We start from the raw sequence: 20,144 nt of genomic DNA, 5'->3' as shown, positions 1-20,144 counted from the left end.
AACTACGCCTTCCCTACTATCAGCGAGCATAGTAATGCTTCACAATCAAGAGTCGGGTTACCATTAAACGCCAATCGACGGCGTGCTGTAGCGATTGCATCAACCCTAGAAAGCACATCTTTTATAGATAACTTCTGAGCTAAAGCTTCAATATTTGATTTATACTGCTGATTTATAATCGGAGTCACACTTTGAGCATTACTAGAAATAACTAACACATCTCTATAAACACTGTCGATAGCATCTAAAGCTCTATTTATAACATCTCGACTTTTACGAGTAACGCGACGTTTAACTTCATCTTTTTTACTCAAAGCAGTATAAGCGCTACGAAGTTTTGTAGGTATGCGATCTTCATTAGAAAGACCATTAATACGCTTAAATTCTTGCTGTTGAAAATCAACCTCTTTTTGAACTTCAACTTCAGCCTGAGTTTTAGCATCGTCAATAATATTCCCAGCTAAAATTATTGCATCACTAGCACTGCTCATACGAAAAATACCGGCAATTAATTCATCTCTATTAACTCGCACTCTCTCATCTTCCGCATACAGCAATGCTTCATCAATATTCCCTTGAGAAATACGCGCAGCCTGATTAGCAATGCGCTCATCAACACCCGTTTGCTCCATTACATATTTCGAAACAGCTGATTCATCTGGCATTGAAAGCGTAACAACTTGCATACGAGATCGAATAGTAGGCAAAACATCGTGAGCACTAGCAGCACAAACAAGCCACATAGTTCTATCGCTTGGCTCTTCTATCTCTTTTAAAAGCACATTCGTAGTTCGCTCAAGCATTCTGCCAATATCTTCAATAATTATGATTCTCCAAGGAGCAGTGCTAGGCATTTGAGAAGATAACGCAACAATATCCCTAACTTCATCAATGCTAATCGTAACTTTATCTGTACTAAGAACGTTTACGTCTGGATGAGATCCTGCTAAAACTTCCGAAGAAACTTTCGATAAAGTATCGCCTTCTCCGCAATCTTCACTTTCTAAAGCTGCTGCAAAAGCGCGAGCAAGTTTTGTGCAACCACTTCCAGTAGGACCGCAAATAAGCCAGCACTGAGCTATAGAGCTTTTATCTGACAATGCAACTTTTCGTAATCGATCTACTGCATTTTGTTGACCAATTACACAATCCCATACGCTCATATTTAGAATCCTGGTTTTTTCAAATCTTTAGATTTCATTAAAGAATCAACATCTTCAGATATAAGATCCGCCAAGCTTTCAGCAGAACAAGTTGCATCTAGTATACGATATCTTTCAGGATCGTTATCTGCTAAATCGATGAATGAATTTCGCGTGCGACGAGCGAATTCTAATCCGGCAGATTCCATGCGATCTGCTTGTCCGTGCAATCTTTCAAACGCATCTTCAGCATTCATATCAAGAAGATAAGTGCGATCTGGCCATAGAGAAGACGTGGCCCATTCGCTTAAATCGCGTATATCGTTCATAGTTAATTCTCTGCCACCTGATTGATAAGCAAGAGAAGAGTCGATATAGCGATCTGTTATTACTACAGCTCCGCGTTTTAGAGCTGGCAAAATTACTTCTGCAACGTGTTGAGCGCGATCGGCAGCAAAAAGCAAAGCTTCTGTACGAGAAGAAACATTGCTTCCGTGCAATAATATTTCACGCAATTCCTTGCCTAAAGAAGTGCCACCAGGTTCACGAGTAACAACTACTTCAAGTCCAAGCGATTGCAAATGCTTGCTTAAAGCTTCAACTTGCGTAGTTTTGCCAACACCGTCAATGCCTTCAAACGATATAAATAGGCCTTTGATGCTTTCTTCATGACCACCGCAACCGCAATTTCCGCCGCAAGCGCAACCGCTTGAAAGATCACTGCTTTTAGATGTCATATGCTTCCCTACTTAGTTGTAGCCTTCTTAGTTGCTGCCTTCTTGGTTGCTGACTTCTTAGTTGTAGCCTTCTTAGAAGTTGCAGTCTTAGAAGCAGAAGCCTTAGCGGATGTCTTAGAAGCAGTCTTAGAAGCAGTGCGCTTCTTACGTTTTACAGGACCTGCAGCGCGTTTTTGCGCCAGCAAATCAAAAGCTTCCTGCGGCTGGATCGAATCCGGAGTATATTGCTTTGGCAAAGTACGATTAGTTTCACCATCCGTAATATAAGCTCCATAGAATCCATCTTTAATAACTACAGGCTTGCCGGTTTCAGGATCGTTTCCAAGCTCTCTAAGTGGCGGTTTTGCAGCACCGAGAGTGCGCTTGCCATACTTTGGCTGTGCAAAAATCTCTTTCGCTTCATCCAAAGTCACAGTGAAAATAGCATCTTCACTACCAAGAGAACGAGTCTCCGGCTTAACAGCATCAGAACTACCATCAGGCTCATAAGATTTAGTCAAATATGGGCCATATCTTCCGTTATTTGCTTCAATACGCACTTTTTGAGATTTGCCGTCTGCGTTAGTTTCTTCATATTCTCCAACTAATCGCGGCAAATTCAATAATTGCAAAGCTTCATCCAAAGTCACAGTCTCAGGATTCATAGTCTTAAACAAAGACGCCATTTTTGGACGCTCTTCAGTTTTCGAAGAATCAGACTTACTAGAATTAGACTTTGAAGAATCTTCAGAATTATCTTTAGTAGAATCCTCGGAATTAGTTGATTGCACTAGAGCAACATACGGCCCAAAACGTCCATTTCTAACTTCTACAGTTCCACCTGTTTGTGCATCAACACCTAAAACTCGAGGACCTTCAGCATTATTTTCAAGCAAATCATGCGCTACTTCAACTGTTAATTCATCTGGAGCTAAAGTTTCCGGCAATGAAGCATGACGAGGATTACCTTCCGAATCTAAATGCTTAGAATCCTCCAAATACGGGCCATATCTTCCGACTCGCACGCTTAAGCCATCGCCAATATCAATCGTATTTATTTCACGAGCGTCGATTTCGCCAAGCTCAGCAACCTGTTCTTGCAAACCGACATGCGCTTGCTCAGAAGATTCAGCAGCACCATCTCCGGAACCAAAATAGAATCTTGTAAGCCAATCGCGCCCAGACTCTTCGCCGTGAGCAATACGATCTAATCCATTTTCCATATCTGCCGTGAAAGCATAATCCACATACTTAGGGAAATTAGCTTCCAACAGCTTAATTACAGCAAATGCAAGCCAAGAAGGTATAAGCGCACGTCCACGTTCATAAACGTATCCGCGATCGATAATCGTAGAGATAATAGTTGCATACGTAGAAGGGCGACCAATTTCTTTAGCTTCCAATGTCTTTACCAAAGACGCTTCAGTATATCGAGCTGGAGGCTGAGTTTCATGAGATTTAGCATCTACTTGCAACGCAGAAAGCACGTCACCGACTTCCATATGCGGCAAAGCAACAGACGCAGAGTCGCCTGAGGAAGAACGTTGCTCACCAGAACGTTGCTCACCGAAAACTTTCATGAATCCAGCAAAAGTCACAACAGTTCCAGAAGACTGGAAAGTAGCCTCTCCTAAATCTCCAGCGCTTGCTTTTAACGTAACCGTAGCAGTAAAACCGGTAGCGTCAGCCATTTGCGAGGCAAGAGTCCTCTGCCAAATCAACGTATATAATCTCAATTGATCAGAAGGCAAGGAATCAGCCAGCTCTTGAGGACTACGGAAATGCGCTCCAGCAGGACGTATACATTCATGAGCTTCCTGAGCGCCAGCAGTTTTAGTCGTGTACTGCTTTGGAGCATCTGCTACATATTCGGCACCGTAATATTTACTAGCAGCATCCCTAGCAGCAGCAATAGCTTCTTGCGAAAGAGTTACGGAATCTGTACGCATGTACGTAATGTAACCGTTTTCGTACAAAGCTTGAGCAGCACGCATAGTCTGACGAGAACTCATAGAAAGTCTATTTCCAGCTGTTTGCTGCAAAGTCGAAGTAGTAAACGGCGGCATTGGACGTCTACGATAAGGCTTCGTATCCATAGCGTCTACCACAAAATCAGCCTGCTTTAAAGCATCCGCAATAGATTTTGCGTAAGCTTCATCAATAAGAATTACAGAAGAAGAATGACTTGCAGAAGATGAATCCTTGGAATTTTCTAAATCAACTGAATTCGTAGAATCATCCAAATCATCTTGTTCAACTGTGTTATTCAAATTTCGCGAAGATACTAATTCGCCACGATCGTTGAAATCTTTAGAAGAAGCAACACGCTGATTATTAAATTCAACTAAACGAGCTTCACAATTAAGATTGCTTTCAGCAGAATTATCATTCGCGCTATTAGTATCACTAGTGCTCAGAAGCGCGTTAATATCCCAATATTCAGCTTTCTTAAAAGCCATACGTTCACGTTCACGCTCAACAATCAATCTCGTAGCAACAGATTGCACGCGACCTGCGGAAAGACCCGGCCCAACTTTACGCCATAAAACAGGAGAAAGCTCATAACCGTATAAACGATCTAACACGCGACGCGTTTCTTGAGCGTCAACCATATGATCATCAACATCACGCGTATTAGCAAGAGACGCACAAATAGCATCTTTAGTAATCTCGTGAAAAACCATACGTTTTACAGGAACTTTAGGCTTTAAAGCTTCAACTAAATGCCAGGCAATAGCCTCTCCTTCGCGGTCCTCATCAGTTGCGAGGAAAAGCTCATCTGCTTTAGATAAAGCGTGTTTCAAATCCGATACAGTTTTCTTTTTATCCGTACCGACAACATAGTACGGAGCAAAACCATGATTCACATCAACGCCAAACTTACCAAAATCAGCCTTACTAGCTGCAGGAATCTGACTTGGCTGAGCTAAATCACGAATGTGTCCAACCGATGCCATAACCGTATAGCCATCGCCCAGATACCCACCAATTTTCCGAGCTTTGGTCGGAGACTCCACAATGACAAGCTTATTTTTATTTGCCATATTCGTCCCTTTCTTTACATCGCATCTTACATTACAAACTTATTTAATTATTGCGTAAATCAATCTCATAACACTTAAAGCGTTAATCATCGCAACACACGTATACAACACTGTTATTTCAGAGTTGCTAATCAACTAAACTTACGCAATAGTTTTCTCATCTACTAACATCTACTATTTATACAACCACTTACGGTACTTTTACAAAACTTTCGTATATTATCTTTAATTTTCACTTGCATATATACAATTCTTCTTACGTTTCTAAACCTTTTAAAAGTCTAAAACGCGCATAAATGTTATAACGTATATACAAAACATTACAACCGTATCACTTAGTAGATAATATTCACGAAATATTACTTACTAGAAGTATCGGATATATTAGCAGATGATAATAGCGCAGACAGCTTATCATCTTGAGATTTTTCTTCGTATTGTGATTTAGCTAACGAAGAAGGAGGCGTTGGAGGCGCACCCACTAATCCCAATCTACTCAAAGGCGCCGCGCTTGCTTGCCTTAGAACCATTACCACTCCAAAAACTAGTAACGATACGCCTGCAACGGCCCAATAAACCGATAAATACGACACGCCTTCAGCCCAACGCGCGAATAATCCAACTCCAGGCAAAATTTGCCATACAAGGTACGTAGCGTAAATGCAAAAAAGCAATCCAAAAGTAATCATAGAAGTGCCAATAATTTGCACGCTAACAGAGGACCGACGTGAACCCGGTATATCCATTCCAGATTTTCTAGATGCAGCAAGAGCGAATAACGAGGCTGCTCCAACAAGCAATAACGACATGATAACATCCGTCGGCCTATGCCATTTACCAGCCATAAGAGAATACGCTACAAGACAAGTGAACACAGCTGCTATCAATGCAGTCCACGCTCTAAACGTACGCGTAACGCAACATACCAATAGCGCACAAGCACAGGCAACTAGCAAAGTATGGCCTGAAGGAGCAGAATTCTTGGCAAGAGTTTCTATATTTACAAGTAATTCTCGAGGAAGTATTTTTTTAAGCGGTTCACTTGAAAGCGATAAAAGCACTATCGCTACGCATTGGCCAATAAGCCACCAACGTTTACGAACAATCGCTATTACTAGAGCAATGCACCCAATCAGCACGCTTATAGATACGATTACTACAGATTTTCTTAGAGGAGCGAGCACTAAGCTAAGCCATGAAGGTAAAGCATTTTCGCCAAAACCTTCTATAACCATCTCTTCATAACTCTGTCCTAATTGAGTGCGAACAGCCAGCCACCATAAACCAAAAGCAGCAGCGACCATAATCAATCCACAAACAACACACCATATTCGTGTTGAGATTCTAGGATTAGAAAGTAAAGGATCTAAAGGAGATAACGCGTCATCACTTGCACCGCTAGACTTACTTCCGTTAATGAAAGTACTTCCGTTAATAGCCTTACTTTCATTGCTGCCCTTATTTGCATTAGCATTAATAAGTGACGCAATAGAGGATTCGCTAGAGGACTTAGAAGACAACTTAGCGGAGGACTTAGCGGATGACTTAACGGACTTTCCTGCCATCTTAGACAAATTCTTAGAATCATTAGAATCTCCGGAATCATCTAATTCTTCTGAATCCGCAACAAAACCCACCAATTCTTCATCGCCAGATTTACGTTTATTCCCAGAATCAACGCCAGCAAAATTTGACTTATGCTCATTAGGAAGCTCCGGCAATGGCTCAATATCTTCCAAGCCTTGTAATCCGCGCGGCTGCTTCTTTAATTCCTCACTCATACTTTAGACTTTACGACAGCGTCACACCAAAAACATTCTTATACTAAAACTTTTCTATAAAACTGAGTTGATATTTTAACTAATTTATGTAATTTTAAGATTTTTCACACTCTTTAGCAGATTGAAATAACCCGATAAATAATGGATTAAGGAAATTCTACTGAAAATATTAAAAGAAACTAACCTATATAAGTCAGTAGCTAGTATGATAAATGTGTTAGTGCTACAAAGCATATGTCATTGATCTTTGCAAACAAGGAGTTTATATGAGTATCCGCGTTGCCATTGCCGGCGTGGGCAATTGCGCTTCGTCGTTGGTTCAAGGTGTGGAATACTATCGTAATGCCGATGATGGCGATAAAATCCCAGGATTAATGCACGCTGTTTTTGGATCATATCGTGTACGAGATATTGAATTTGTTACAGCATTCGACGTAGATGCATTAAAAGTTGGACACGATTTAAGCGAAGCAATCGAAGCTTCACAAAATAATACGATTCGTTTTGCAGATGTGCCGAATCTTGGAGTTGAAGTATTACGAGGACCTACTTACGACGGCTTGGGCGAATATTATCGTCAAATGATTGACGAATCGGAAGCAGAGCCAGTAGATGTAGCTCAAGTATTACGCGATAAGCATGTAGATGTTCTTGTTTCTTATCTTCCAGTCGGATCTGAAGAAGCAGATAAAGCCTATGCTACTGCAGCAATGGAAGCCGGATGCGCGTTCGTTAATTGTCTTCCTGTGTTTATTGCTTCAGACCCTGTATGGGCGCAAAAATTCCGCGATGCAGGTGTGCCAATTATTGGCGACGATATTAAAAGTCAAGTAGGCGCAACTATTACACACCGCGTAATGGCTCGACTTTTTGAAGATCGCGGAGTTCGCTTGGACCGCACATATCAGTTGAACGTCGGCGGAAACATGGACTTTATGAATATGCTTCAGCGTTCAAGATTGGAATCTAAGAAGATTTCTAAGACTCGCGCAGTTACATCGATTGTTCCGCATGAAATGGATGAGCATAACGTGCATATTGGCCCATCTGATTATGTTGCTTGGCTTGATGATAGAAAATTCGCTTTCGTTCGTTTGGAAGGAACTACTTTTGGTGATGTTCCGCTGAATTTGGAATATAAGCTTGAAGTATGGGATTCGCCAAATTCCGCAGGTATTGTAATCGATGCTGTTCGTGCTGCAAAGATTGCTTTGGATCGTAAGCTTTCTGGCCCGATTTTGGCGCCAAGCTCTTACTTTATGAAGTCTCCAGCTGTTCAGCATGAAGACAGCGAGGCTCGCGAATTAGTTGAACGCTATATTGCAGGTGAAGTTGAAGCTGATGAATCTCAACTTAATGCAGATTTAGAATCTGCTAAAGAGCATGGTAAAAGCGTATGGCGCGCCTAAAATTTTAATTTACTCGACAACTAGCAAAAATCGTGTAATATAGATAAAGCCTCCGTGTGGCATTAAGTCACCCAATCCCCCCAGGGCAGGAATGCAGCAAGGGTAAGTGGCCTCTGATGGGTGCGCGGAGGTATTTTTGTATCTTTAAACATAAATTCAAGGCCTGGCATTAACTTGGATGACATGACTGTACGTAATAATGGGCATTCTGAAAACACAACCCAGCGCAACACGCGCAATAAAAACGTATACAGATCTAGTTCAAACCGCAATTCAAACCACAATTCAAACCGCAGAGCAACAACTTATAAATCTAAAAATCACAAAATAACAAATCGCAAATCGCAAAATCATAATCTAAACAAGACTTGGCGAAAAAGACACCCATTCATATTCTGGATAATTATCTTATTTACTTTCTTTACGCTTCTTGCATCACTGTCGTTCGCATACTTGTATTACACAACTAATATTCCGCAGCCAGACAAAATCGCCATGGCAGATAAAACAAAGGTTTACTACTCAGACGGAAAAACTGAAATAGGATCTTTCGCAGAACAAAATCGTGAAATAATAAACTGTTCCCCACTTCCAAAATATGTTGGAAACGCAATAGTTGCATCAGAAAATCGCTCTTTTTACAAAGATAACGGCATTGACATAAAAGGAATCGGACGCGCTCTTATACACAACGTTACAAAACGCGACCGTTGGGGCGGATCCACAATCACGCAACAATACGCCGAACGCTATTATCTTGGGGAAACAAAAACTTATTTAGGAAAACTAAAAGAAGCAATACTCGCTTTAAAAATCGCACAAACTCAAGATAAAAACACAGTTTTATGCAATTATATGAACACGATTTATCTTGGCCGCGGAGCATACGGAATTCAAGCAGCAGCAAAAGCATACTTCGGCGTAGAAGCAAAGGATATGACTTTAGCGCAATCAGCACTATTAGCCGGAATAATCCCAGCTCCTAGCAGTTGGGATCCTGCTGTAGGCCTTAAAGAAGCCAAAATGAGATTCAACCGTGTGCTAAATATTATGGAAAAAGATGGTTATATAACGCATAAAGAGCGCGCTAAAACCGCTTTCCCGAAAACACTTAATCAAAAAACTCAAAATATTTATGGCGGACCAAACGGATACTTGTTAAACATGGTTCGAGAAGAACTTACTAGCAGTGGAACTTTTACTAAAGACGACTTGGATACTGGCGGATATCGAATTATAACAACTGTAGACAAAGCCAAACAAGATCTTATGTTTAAAGTGGCAAGTCCTTCTCAAATTATGAGCGGTATGCTTCCAAGAGGAATGCAAGTAGGATCAATGTCTGTAAATCCTAAAGACGGCTCAATTATTTCGCTTTACGCTGGGGACGATTACGTTAAAAAACCCTTAAATAACGCAACTCAAGCACTTTATGAGCCTGGATCAACTATGAAACCATTCGCTCTTATGGCAGCAATTCAAGCTGGAATGAATCTTAACACGCTTTTTAACGGAGATTCTTCACTGAAATTTGACGGCATACGAAATCCAGTTAACAACTTTGCGAACATAAGTTACGGAACAATTGACATGTATCAGGCAACAGCCAAATCCGTAAACACACCATACATGGCTTTACAACAAAAGTTAGGCACACACGTAATAGCTCAAACCGCTGTAGCCGCAGGACTTAGCCCTAAAAGAATTACAGGTGACAATCCTTTTACAGTTCTAGGAAACGATAGCGTGCATGTAAGCGAAATGGTGAAAGCCTATTCTACTTTTGCGAATAAAGGAAACCGACCTGACTTACATATTGTTTCTAAAGTAAAAAATTCTGAGAATAAAGATATTTACACTACACCTATAACGATAAAACAAGTTTTTTCATCTAATAACGCATCTCTTGCAGCAAAAGCTATGCTGGGAACAGTTCAACACGGTACTGCTCCCGAAGCTCGTAGCTTAGGGAGACCTATTGCCGGAAAATCTGGAACCGCAAACGATCAAACTGCAGTAAGCTTCATTGGTTTTACGCCAAATGTTGTTACTGTTTTTGCTATGTGGTATCCGGATTCGAACGGAAACCCTCAAGTTATACCAACGCTCCCAGGAGGATACGGTTTAAGCGGAAGTGCTCTGCCGGTACACTTATTCACTCTTTATATGAGAAACGCTTTATCTGACGTTCCGGTAGAAAGTTTCCCTTCCGCAAAAGATAATGGAAAAATTGGCGGGCCGGATGGAACTTGGGGATTAGGAAGCGTTGTTTCAGAATCAGAATCAGATTCAAAGTCTGATTCAAAGTCTGAATCAAAGCCTGAATCAAAATCCGAAACAGAATCGGACTCAAAATCAAACTCAAAATCTGATTCAAAGTCTGAATCAAAATCTGATTCAGAAAAATCCCAAGAAAAATCTACAGAAAAAGATTAAGAGACGGATTCAGAAACGAAATTATTAAAAGTACGCCAATTAATATTGTTATATCCGTCAATTTCCGCGAATTGTGGGCCGTTACTTACGTCGATATTAGAAAATGCGGTCTGAGCTAAAGTAGTAGCTCCAGAAGCATAAGCAGACTTAAGACCTGCGAAAGAATCCTCTATAGCAATGCAATAAGCCATTTCACGCTTAACTTCTTCTTCTGAAAGAGTTCCATCAGCGTTAATTCCAACTAATCTACCAGCTGCAATATAAGGCTCAGGGCTAGGCTTAGTAGCATAACCATCATCTCCACAAATGTATCCAACAAATGCGCCTTCTGGAGCGTGATTAACAATGTTTTCAACTAATCTTCTAGGAGAATTGCTTACAAGAATTGACGGAATTCCAGCTTTAGCTAAATCATTTAATACGTCTATAACCCCAGGAACCCATGGAACTTCTTTTTCTTCACATTTAGCAACATAATCGACCATACCTTGGCCAATTTCTTCAACAGATAATTTAGTTCCAAGCTCAATCATTGCTTTTGCAACTGTTACAAGAGAACCACCTGAATATTGCCACGCTAGTTCTTCAGTCCAATGACCGCCATTATTACTTGCAAGACGTATTTCAGACTCATGCCAATAAGGTTCAGAATCTATAAGAGTGCCGTCCATATCCCAGAAAACAGCTTTAAGTAGTCGTTGCTCGGAGTGTGGCGTGGAAAAATCCATTTAAATACCCTTCGTATTTTTACTATTCGTTAACTTCGCTATTCGTTAACTCAGATTTTAATTCTCTAACATGTTACACATGATTTATATAAGCTGCATCTGTTTAAAGTGTGATATTACACACGTTTTTACAATAAAACTAAATATTCCAAGAACGCCACAACACAATTGATTTATCTACGTTTTTACCGCTGTTAGTATCGTTCGAATAAGTATTAGAAGAAGGCAAAGCTCTGCGCTCAGAGTGAATATCATATCTCCAATTACGCGCATTTCTGGAACGCATTATTTCAACGATATCTCCCTGAGCGTTTGCTGCAAAAATATTTCTTTCGGAGGATTCTGCGCGCTCAGCCATATGGCGCAACTGTCTTTTAAGCTGACGATTTTCTTCTTGCAAAGAAAGAATTTGCATAATACCAGCTAAATTAATACCATCATTCTGGCTTAATTTTTGCGTTTGAATTAACCTAGCAACATCCCTTAAGGAATACCGTCTAGCTCCGCCTTCTGTACGCTTAGGCACGATTAAATTCAAGCGATCATACTGTCTTAAAGTTTGAGGGTGAGTTTCAGTAAGATTTGCCACATAGCTTACAGTAAAAATAGGCATATCAATGTCAAAACCTACTTCATCCGCACCATCGAGAGTTGCCCTACCGCGAACTAACGCTACGGCACACATCTCATAGAGAACTTTGGTATCTCGCGCAATTCGCATTATAACGCGCCTTTCTAAGCATATTGTGGACTTATTAAGCTAAACGGTATTCCAAGTGTTATTACAAATATTATTTCAAGCGGTATTTCAAGCTGTATTTCAAGTAAATCTACTGTCTTAGGACTTATACCCAAATAAATTTACTGTCTTAGTTCAGCTACAGACTGCACGTACGCATCTCCGCAAGCTTTATCAAATTCTTTAGCAGCTCGCTTAATAGACATAGTCGACTTAGATGGTACATGAATCTCAACTATTCCAATAAAACTTCCATTCTTTCCCGGAACACCAGCGTCAGAAACGCGAATTTCATCCCCACTGGAGGATCCTGAAGGAACATTGAATTTTACTGGCTCTCCGTCAACATTAAGCAATGTGACTTTGGCGCCATGAACAGCTTCTGAAACAGTAACAGGCAGTTTTGCTACCAAATCATTATCTCGCAAACTGAACTTATCAGATGGCGTAACGCTAACATGCAAATACATGTCTCCATTACTTCCACCAAATTGACCAGCTTTACCTTTTCCTGCCAAGCGAATCTTTTGACCGTCACGAACGCCTGCCGGAACATGCGTTTTGAAAGATTCTCCTCCTGAACGCAAAGATACCGTAGCACCCTTAAACGCCTGCTTAAAAGTGAGCGTAATCTTCGAAGTAATATCATCACCACGTTTAGGCGTATTCATTGACTCAGATTGAGCTGATTGCGCAAACTGGCTACCACCAAAGCCACCCGCACTTTGGAATCCTGCAGATTGAGCTCCAGACCCGCCAAACATTGAGAAAATATTACCTATATCAGGACCAGATCCACTTGTAGTAAAGCGAACTCGCGTATTTCCACCAGCGCCCATACCTTCTGCGCCAAACATTGACGAGAATATGTCAGAAAATCCGCTTGCATCAAATCCTGCTCCACCGGCTCCGCCAGAAAATCTAGCACCGCCTGCGCCGAATTGACGAATAGCATCATAACGCTGACGTGTTTGCTTATCTTTTAAAACATCATAAGCTTCAGAAACATCCTTAAACTTTTCTTCGGCTTCTTTTGTTTTATTTAAATCAGGATGATATTTACGAGCTAATTTTCTATAAGCCTTAGTAATAGTAGATTCATCGGCATCTTTGGAGACACCGAGTACTTTATAAAAATCCTTGGCTAACCATTCATTTTCAGCCATCTGTGCCTCCTTTCAGTTTCAGCACACGTGGCATTTTTGCATAATATGACCTACTCGTGCTGACTTATGAATTAAGCCAACACGAGTAAGTATGTAAATCAATTTTTAATCACTACTAACGCTTAAATTTACAATGCGTTAATCGGATTAATTGTTATTTGGCGACGCGACTACAACTCGCGCAGCGCGAATCACACGATCTCCAATCCTGTAGCCTGCTTCAACTACAGCATCTACAGTTTCTTTAGTTGCGTTTGAATCCGGACGATGCAAAATAGCGTCATGCTTCGTAGGATCAAAATCCTCGCCTTTTTCGCCAAACTTTTCAACACCGAATTTTTCGAATGCTTTATCTAGCTTTGTAGCAACAGCTTTGAAAGAATCATCCATATCGCTATGCTCGCGAATACGGTCAATATCATCTAAAGCTGGAAGCAAAGCAGTTAGAACATCAATAATCCCATGCTGTCTGAAGCGATCTTGTTCTTTAGAAGCACGATTGCGGAAGTTTATGAACTCAGCACGCTCTCGCTGTAATGCTTCTAAATATTCAGCAGCCTCTTTTTTAGCTTTTCCTAAAGGAGTGAGACTACCTTCATCTGCATTTTGGCTACCTTCCGAATCCGAAGATTCTTCAGAATTTACGGAATTTGTAGAATCTGCAGAAGCTGCGGAAGCGCTATCGTCTGCAGAAACGTCAGCATCAGTTTTTGCATCAGCTTTCTTTTCTGCATGATTTGCGTTTTCAGCATCTTGTACTGAAGATTCAGCAGAAGATTCAGCAGAATCACCTGCAGCTCCTACACCCAGCGAGTCAGCATCTTCCATATCTTGCAAATATTCGTTGGCGTTGAAGTCGGACATTACTTGTTGTCCTTATCATCCTTGTCGTCGTCCACCACTTCGGCGTCAACCACGTCATCATCCTTTGCAGAAGATCCAGCGCCAGCATTTGCACCAGCCTGAGCACCAGCACCAGCTTGAGCACCAGCAGCACCCTGCTGAGCGTAAAGCTGCTGACCAATCTTCTGAGCAGAAGTCATCAACTCACTCTGAGCAGACTTAATCTTCTCAACGTCATCACCCTTCAAAGCTTCCTTCAAAGCATTAACCTTGTCGGTAACTTCCTTGGAGATTTCATCGGAAATCTTGTCTTTATTGTCATTTACGACCTTTTCAGTCTGATAAGCAAAGGCTTCTGCCTGGTTACGAACTTCAGCTTCTTCCTTACGCTTCTTATCTTCAGCTTCGTGAGCTTCAGCTTCCTTCACCATGCGATCGATTTCGTCCTTTGGAAGGCCAGAACCACCGGTAATAGTCATAGACTGTTCCTTACCAGTGCCCTTATCCTTAGCGGAAACGTGCACAATGCCGTTAGCATCAATATCGAAAGTGACTTCAATCTGAGGAACGCCACGAGGAGCTGGAGCAATACCAGTCAACTCAAAAGTACCGAGAGGCTTGTTATCGCGAGCAAACTCACGTTCACCCTGGTAAACCTGAATCAACACGGATGGCTGATTATCTTCAGCAGTAGAGAATACTTCCGAGCGCTTCGTAGGAATAGCAGTGTTGCGATCGATAAGCTTTGTCATAATTCCACCCTTGGTTTCAATACCCAAGGAAAGTGGAGTTACATCGATAAGCAGAACGTCTTTACGGTCTCCCTTAATAACGCCAGACTGCACGGCAGCGCCAACTGCAACAACTTCATCTGGGTTAACGGACTGGTTAGCTTCCTTACCGCCGGTAAGCTCCCTCACAAGATCCTTCACAGCAGGCATACGAGTTGAACCACCGACAAGCACCACGTGATCAATCTGGCTTACTGAAATACCAGCGTCAGAAAGCACGTTGTTGAATGGTGTACGGCAGCGACCAAGCAAGTCGGAAGTCATTTCCTCAAAGTGAGCACGAGTCAAAGTCTCATCCAAATGCACTGGAGTGCCGTCAGGAGTCATTGCCAAGTACTGCATAGAAATTGAAGTGGAAGTAGAAGAGCTAAGTTCCTTCTTTGCCTGCTCAGCAGCTTCCTTCAAGCGCTGCAAAGCAATCTTATCCTTGCTCAAATCAACGCCATACTTGTTCTTAACTTCGCCAACAAGCCAATCGATAATCTTCTGATCCCAGTCATCGCCACCCAAGTGGTTATCACCGTTAGTGGCCTGAACCTGGATTGTGGAGAATCCATCGTCATCCTTACCAATTTCAAGCAAGGACACATCGAAAGTACCGCCGCCCAAATCGAATACCAAAATGCGCTCGTCTTCCTTGCCCTTTTCAAGGCCGTAAGCCAAAGCTGCAGCAGTTGGTTCGTTGATAATACGAAGCACGTTCAAGCCTGCAATCTTACCTGCATCCTTAGTTGCCTGACGCTGTGCATCGTTGAAGTAAGCCGGGCATGTAATAACAGCATCGGTTACCGGCTCACCCAAGTAAGCTTCAGCATCGCGCTTCAACTTCATCAAAACCTGTGCGGAAATCTCTTGTGGAGTCCACTTCTTGCCGTCGATTTCAACGGACCAATCAGTGCCCATGTGGCGCTTTACAGAGCTAATCGTGCGGTCAACGTTTGTTACGGCCTGACGCTTAGCAACTTCACCAACCAAGATTTCGCCAGACTTGCTGAATGCCACAACAGATGGTGTTGTACGTGCACCTTCAGCGTTTACGATAACGGTTGGAGCGCCGCCTTCAAGAGTAGCGATGCAAGAATTAGTTGTACCCAAATCAATACCTACTGCGCGTCCCATATTTTCTCCTTCATATTTTCTAAAGATTAACTAGGTGGATTATTAACAACCACCTTTTTTGTTTTCCAAAACTTGAGTCTACTACACTCAAGTTATAAAAGTCAAATATTTATAGCAAAAATTATAAAAACTTTATAGTAAAGGACTCAAGTTTCATAAAAGCAGGGCTATTCGGGTTATTCCCCAATTCGGGTTATTTCCCAAAAGCACAGTTAATTACGAAATTAATCTAATGCGTAATTAATCTAATGCGTAATTAGTCTGATACGTAATTAATCTGCTGCAAAACGGCGCGCAACAAATAGCCTTGCGCAATCAGTCTTCCGAAGCATGCGATTGTGCGTACTCTTTAGCCCAACCGTCAACAAAAGCCGATTTAACATCACTCCACTTAGCGTCGCCTTTAGCGTACGAAAGCAATGCAGAGCCAAGATTATTCTTCCAATTATCAGAAGGTATCATGGTGAAATTCCAGCTAACAGAAATTTTCCCAGACTGCACGTCCGCAACCGCATCCTCTGTTAAAGGATTATCTGATTTAATATCAGCAAAAGTATTAAACGGTGTAGTAAAGCCCATCTTCTGAGAAAGTGCTTCCTTGCCTGCACGCGACTCAATAAGCCACTTCAAAAAGTCTCTAGTAGCTTTTTTATTAATTGCAGAAGACTTCTTATTTATACACCAATAGTTTTCGGAACCGGTTGCCAAACCCTGATTTTCCTCACCAGGAGCACCAATATAAATTGGCAACATACCAACTTCTTTAGCTTGCATACCAACTTTAGAAAGTTCATCCCAAGCCCAAGTACCATTCTGGTAAAAAACAGCTCTATGCTTAGCAAATTCAGCAATCGCATCATCGCCAGTCTTATTCTCAAGCTCAGATGCAGGAACAGTAGAATCCTTAATATACAAGTCAAAAATATTCTTGAAACCATCTAAATAGCTGCCTTTTATTTTTGCAGGCTGTTTAGTGATTTTATCTTCTTTAAACTCGTAATAAAGAGGAATATTAGCTAAATGAGTTTTAAAACGCCAATCAGAGCTTGAATTAAAACCTGCAGACGTAAACGCTCCATCAACCCCCAAATCGCTTTTACGCTTTTGAATATCGTCTGCAACTTCCTTCAACTTATCAAAACTATTAATTTCTTTTACGGACTTTATTTTTGCTTTGTGCATAGCAATATATTTAGCAAGCAAATCCTTGTTATAAATCAAGCCATAAGTTTCCATAACATACGGCACGGCAACGATTTTATCCCCGTCCTTCAAAGCAATGTCTTTATTGTGAAGCTGCTTATAAATCTCAGTATCTTTCAGATCATCCGTATAATCCGTCCAATTAGCATAGCCAACAGGACCATTCACTTGGAATAATGTAGGAGCATCATCGCCCTTACTAATCTCGCCCTTCAAAACCTGCTCGTAAGTGCCTGGACCTGGAGTTTCAACTCTAACTTCAACGCCAGTTTCTTTAGTGTATTCTTCAGCCACTTCTTTCCATTGATCAGCAACTTCAGGCTTAAAGTTCAAGAAATACACTCTACCCTTGCCATTGCTAGAGTTAGTTGAGCCGCACGCGGCAAAAACACCGCATGCCATCACAATACACGTAATTAACGCAAGTGTTGATTTAAATGTACGATTCATCATCGAAATTCCTCGTATGCAAACAACCCAACCATTGGACTGTCACGCATATAGACGCCCTTACAGATGTTATTTATTATGCATCAATTGACGGAAAATCGCAAACGATGACATAGTAAATAACACGTATTTACCAATTACAGATTAGGCTAACTCTTACTGTGAGCAATCGCATACTCTTTAGCCCAGCCGTCCACGAACGCTTTCTTAAGAGTATCCCATGCTTGATTAGCGCCCATAGAAGTCATACCGTCTTTTGTAGCTTGAGCGTATGTAAGCAAATCAGAGCCAACATCGTCTTTCCAACCGTTAGATGGCATGGTAATAAACACCCACTTAACAGGTACTACTTTATCTTTGCCATTGTATTTGGTAGCAGCATTAACAAGAGGATTTTCTGCATCAGGGAAACTTTTGAAAGGAGTATCAAAGCCCAGCCTATTAGCTAAAGCATCCTTACCATAATCTGAAGTAAGCAGCCACTGCAAGAACTCATTAGTTGCCTCTTGATTCTTTTTTGAAGCCTTTTTATTAATGCACCAATAGTTTTCAGAACCCGTAGCCATGCCCTGCTTCTCTTCGCCATTAGCGCCAATGTAAATTGGGAGCATGCCAACGTCGTCAGGTTTTATGCCAGCATTTGCAAGGTCACCCCAAGCCCAAGTACCATTCTGGTAGAACACAGCCTTACCAAGCGCAAATTCATAAACAGCATCCTCACCAGTTTTAGTACTTAACTGACTTACAGGAGTTGTGGAATCAGAAATATAAAGGTCAAAAATCTTCCTGAAATTATCTAAATAGCTGCCTTTTATTTTTGCAGGCTGCTTAGTGTCGCCATTAAACTCGTAATAAAGAGGCATATTTGCAAGATGGGTCTTGAAGCGCCAATCGGAACTGGAATCGAAACCAGCAGAAGTGAAAGCACCATCAATCCCAAGCTCATCCTTGCGTTTTTGCAAATCGTCTGCAACTTCTTTCAACTTATCAAAAGAAGTTATTTGATCTTCAAAAGATACGCCGTCTTCTTCCGGCTTCAACTTTGAATTATGAAGATCCGCATACCTAGCAAGCAAAGCCTTGTTGTAAATCAAGCCGTAATTTTCAGTAACATAAGGCACTGCAACAGGCTTACCATTATCAGTAAGAGCAAGGCCTTTGTTACTAAGCTGATTATAAAGAGGGGAATTACTTAAATCAGCCGTGTAATCTTTCCAGTTAGCGTAGCCCACAGGACCGTTAATCTGGAATAATGTAGGCATAGCATCAGGATCACTTTTAACAGCAGCACGAAGCTCATCTTCGTAACTGTTGCTTTGCGGAGTCTTGACATCTATATAAGCCCCCGGATGAGTTTCTTTATACTTATTAGCAACCTCTACCCAAATATCCTTGCCTTCAGGCTTGAAGTTGAAGAAAATAACTTTCCCACCAGCAGACCTATCGGTATTTGCACCAAAAGACTTAGAAAAACCAAAAGCAGTAAACGCGCAAGCCGCCAAAACAGCGCAAACTACTAGCGCAATAATCGACTTAACTGAACGACTCATCATCGAACCTTTCCACATACTGCTAATCTCTTCCAAACTAACTAATTACTGCTATTGAATACTGTTTAAACCACAGTAGTGAACCAATACTACAGCAAACGTAAGACTCAAATATATAAATGTATCTGCAATAAAAATTGTGCGAATCACAATAAAATATATGGAAATATCTGAAATTCTAAAACGCTTTTCAGCAATTCCAATGCACAATTACATTATCGCCTTTATACGTGCCCAACACAGAATAATGCGCAGTATCGAGACGCAACAATCGCGCAAAATCTGGGCTTACTCCAAGCCAGCGCGCAGTTAATATACGTAATACGTGCGCGTGCGCAACAACAAGCACATCCTTACCTAATTTCAATTTAGGCATTGCAATGTCAATAATCTTTTGAGTACGATCCGAAACCTCTTGCAAGCTTTCTCCAAAAGTCCTGTGCACATCCACTGCTTCTCCACTAGGAAGCACCTCTTTAGCGTCACTAACCATGCGAGAAGGAAGAACTTTAGGACCATGCTTCCACACATCCCACGCCTCAACGCCACTTAATGCCGCAATATCGCCCCTAGTGCGACCTTCAGCAGCACCATAATCCCACTCCAACGCACTATCGCAAATTGTGTACGAAGCAAATCCAGCAAACTGAGCTGTTTGCTGCGCGCGACGAAGCGGACTTACAAGCACACAATCCTCATCAAAACCTTTTGTGAACGCATCCTGCAATCTAGCACCAGCCTCTTTTGCCTGCTCAACACCAACCTCAGTAAGCGGCAAATCCGTGCGCCCAGTATGCTGACCAGACACACTCCAAGCAGTTTGGCCGTGACGCAACAAAACAAGCCTTCCTTCGCAAGCACACGAATTTTCTGACGCTATAGCCGGAACTACATTTGAACTATCTGCAGATACATTTGAGCTATCTGACACTACACATGAATTACCTGGAACTACTGAATTATCTGGAACTACATCGAATTTGCAGGCCTCAGTCATCGTGACTCCTTCTGCTTTAAACACAAATCA

At 41.5% G+C, this 20,144-nt stretch carries 14 protein-coding genes and 1 other RNA gene; 3 read left to right on the top strand and 12 right to left on the bottom strand.

All coding sequences use genetic code 11. The features are described from left to right. Window positions 1-2 precede the first annotated feature (2 nt). The 4 genes from HXT51_RS05170 to HXT51_RS05155 all read right to left on the bottom strand — a co-directional run bounded on the left by HXT51_RS05170 (window position 3) and on the right by HXT51_RS05155 (window position 6,683). Window positions 3-1,163 carry a DNA polymerase III subunit delta' gene (locus HXT51_RS05170; RefSeq protein ID WP_421776336.1) on the bottom strand — a complete coding sequence of 387 codons (1,161 nt, stop codon included), beginning with the start codon at window positions 1,161-1,163 and terminating at the stop codon, window positions 3-5. Window positions 1,164-1,165: 2 nt separating this feature from the next. Continuing rightward, window positions 1,166-1,879 (bottom strand): dTMP kinase, encoded by a 714-nt coding sequence (tmk, locus tag HXT51_RS05165; protein ID WP_421776335.1) that lies wholly within the window; start codon window positions 1,877-1,879, stop codon window positions 1,166-1,168. 8 nt (window positions 1,880-1,887) lie between these two features. Beyond that, entirely contained in the window at window positions 1,888-4,902 is a 3,015-nt protein-coding gene (gene topA / locus HXT51_RS05160; RefSeq protein WP_421776334.1) for a type I DNA topoisomerase, read from the bottom strand. 359 nt (window positions 4,903-5,261) lie between these two features. Next, entirely contained in the window at window positions 5,262-6,683 is a 1,422-nt protein-coding gene (locus tag HXT51_RS05155) for a phosphatase PAP2 family protein (RefSeq protein ID WP_421776333.1), read from the bottom strand. Window positions 6,684-6,949: 266 nt separating this feature from the next. Here HXT51_RS05155 and HXT51_RS05150 point away from each other — a divergent pair, with 266 nt between their 5' ends. The 3 genes from HXT51_RS05150 (at window position 6,950) to HXT51_RS05140 (ending at window position 10,528) form a co-directional block, all read left to right on the top strand. After that, window positions 6,950-8,092, top strand: a complete 1,143-nt coding sequence (locus HXT51_RS05150; RefSeq protein WP_415706385.1) for an inositol-3-phosphate synthase — start codon at window positions 6,950-6,952, stop codon at window positions 8,090-8,092. A 43-nt stretch (window positions 8,093-8,135) separates the two neighbouring features. Continuing rightward, an RNA gene (ffs, locus tag HXT51_RS05145) (signal recognition particle sRNA small type) lies at window positions 8,136-8,232 on the top strand. A gap of 43 nt (window positions 8,233-8,275) precedes the next feature. Further along, window positions 8,276-10,528: a transglycosylase domain-containing protein gene (locus HXT51_RS05140; RefSeq protein ID WP_421776332.1), complete on the top strand. Its 2,253-nt coding sequence runs from the start codon at window positions 8,276-8,278 to the stop codon at window positions 10,526-10,528. Here the strand turns inward: HXT51_RS05140 and HXT51_RS05135 are convergent. The 8 genes from HXT51_RS05135 to HXT51_RS05100 form a co-directional block, all read right to left on the bottom strand. Next, the gene (locus tag HXT51_RS05135; RefSeq protein ID WP_421776331.1) at window positions 10,525-11,256 is read right to left on the bottom strand and encodes an HAD family hydrolase; all 732 of its coding nucleotides are present in this window, start codon (window positions 11,254-11,256) and stop codon (window positions 10,525-10,527) included. The genes HXT51_RS05140 and HXT51_RS05135 overlap by 4 nt on opposite strands. Window positions 11,257-11,395: 139 nt before the next feature. Further along, on the bottom strand, window positions 11,396-11,977 hold the full coding sequence (locus tag HXT51_RS05130; RefSeq protein ID WP_374703777.1) for a heat shock protein transcriptional repressor HspR: 582 nt from the start codon (window positions 11,975-11,977) through the stop codon (window positions 11,396-11,398). A gap of 140 nt (window positions 11,978-12,117) precedes the next feature. Further along, window positions 12,118-13,161: a DnaJ C-terminal domain-containing protein gene (locus tag HXT51_RS05125; RefSeq protein ID WP_421776330.1), complete on the bottom strand. Its 1,044-nt coding sequence runs from the start codon at window positions 13,159-13,161 to the stop codon at window positions 12,118-12,120. Between the two features lie 147 nt (window positions 13,162-13,308). Further along, window positions 13,309-14,025, bottom strand: a complete 717-nt coding sequence (grpE, locus tag HXT51_RS05120) for a nucleotide exchange factor GrpE (protein ID WP_421776329.1) — start codon at window positions 14,023-14,025, stop codon at window positions 13,309-13,311. After that, the gene (gene dnaK / locus HXT51_RS05115) at window positions 14,025-15,914 is read right to left on the bottom strand and encodes a molecular chaperone DnaK (protein ID WP_421776328.1); all 1,890 of its coding nucleotides are present in this window, start codon (window positions 15,912-15,914) and stop codon (window positions 14,025-14,027) included. The genes grpE and dnaK overlap by 1 nt, the downstream gene beginning before the upstream one ends. A gap of 315 nt (window positions 15,915-16,229) precedes the next feature. Continuing rightward, on the bottom strand, window positions 16,230-17,570 hold the full coding sequence (locus tag HXT51_RS05110) for an ABC transporter substrate-binding protein (RefSeq protein WP_421776327.1): 1,341 nt from the start codon (window positions 17,568-17,570) through the stop codon (window positions 16,230-16,232). Between the two features lie 146 nt (window positions 17,571-17,716). Next, window positions 17,717-19,120: an ABC transporter substrate-binding protein gene (locus HXT51_RS05105; protein ID WP_421776326.1), complete on the bottom strand. Its 1,404-nt coding sequence runs from the start codon at window positions 19,118-19,120 to the stop codon at window positions 17,717-17,719. Window positions 19,121-19,307: 187 nt separating this feature from the next. Beyond that, a complete protein-coding gene (locus tag HXT51_RS05100; protein ID WP_421776325.1) occupies window positions 19,308-20,114 on the bottom strand; it encodes a histidine phosphatase family protein in 807 nt (268 codons plus the stop codon). Window positions 20,115-20,144: the final 30 nt, after the last annotated feature.

It is taken from the genome of Gardnerella sp. KA00255 (assembly GCF_049244095.1).
Taxonomy (GTDB): Bacteria; Actinomycetota; Actinomycetes; order Actinomycetales; family Bifidobacteriaceae; genus Bifidobacterium; species Bifidobacterium vaginale_F.
This window is presented reverse-complemented; position numbering and strand designations above follow the sequence as displayed.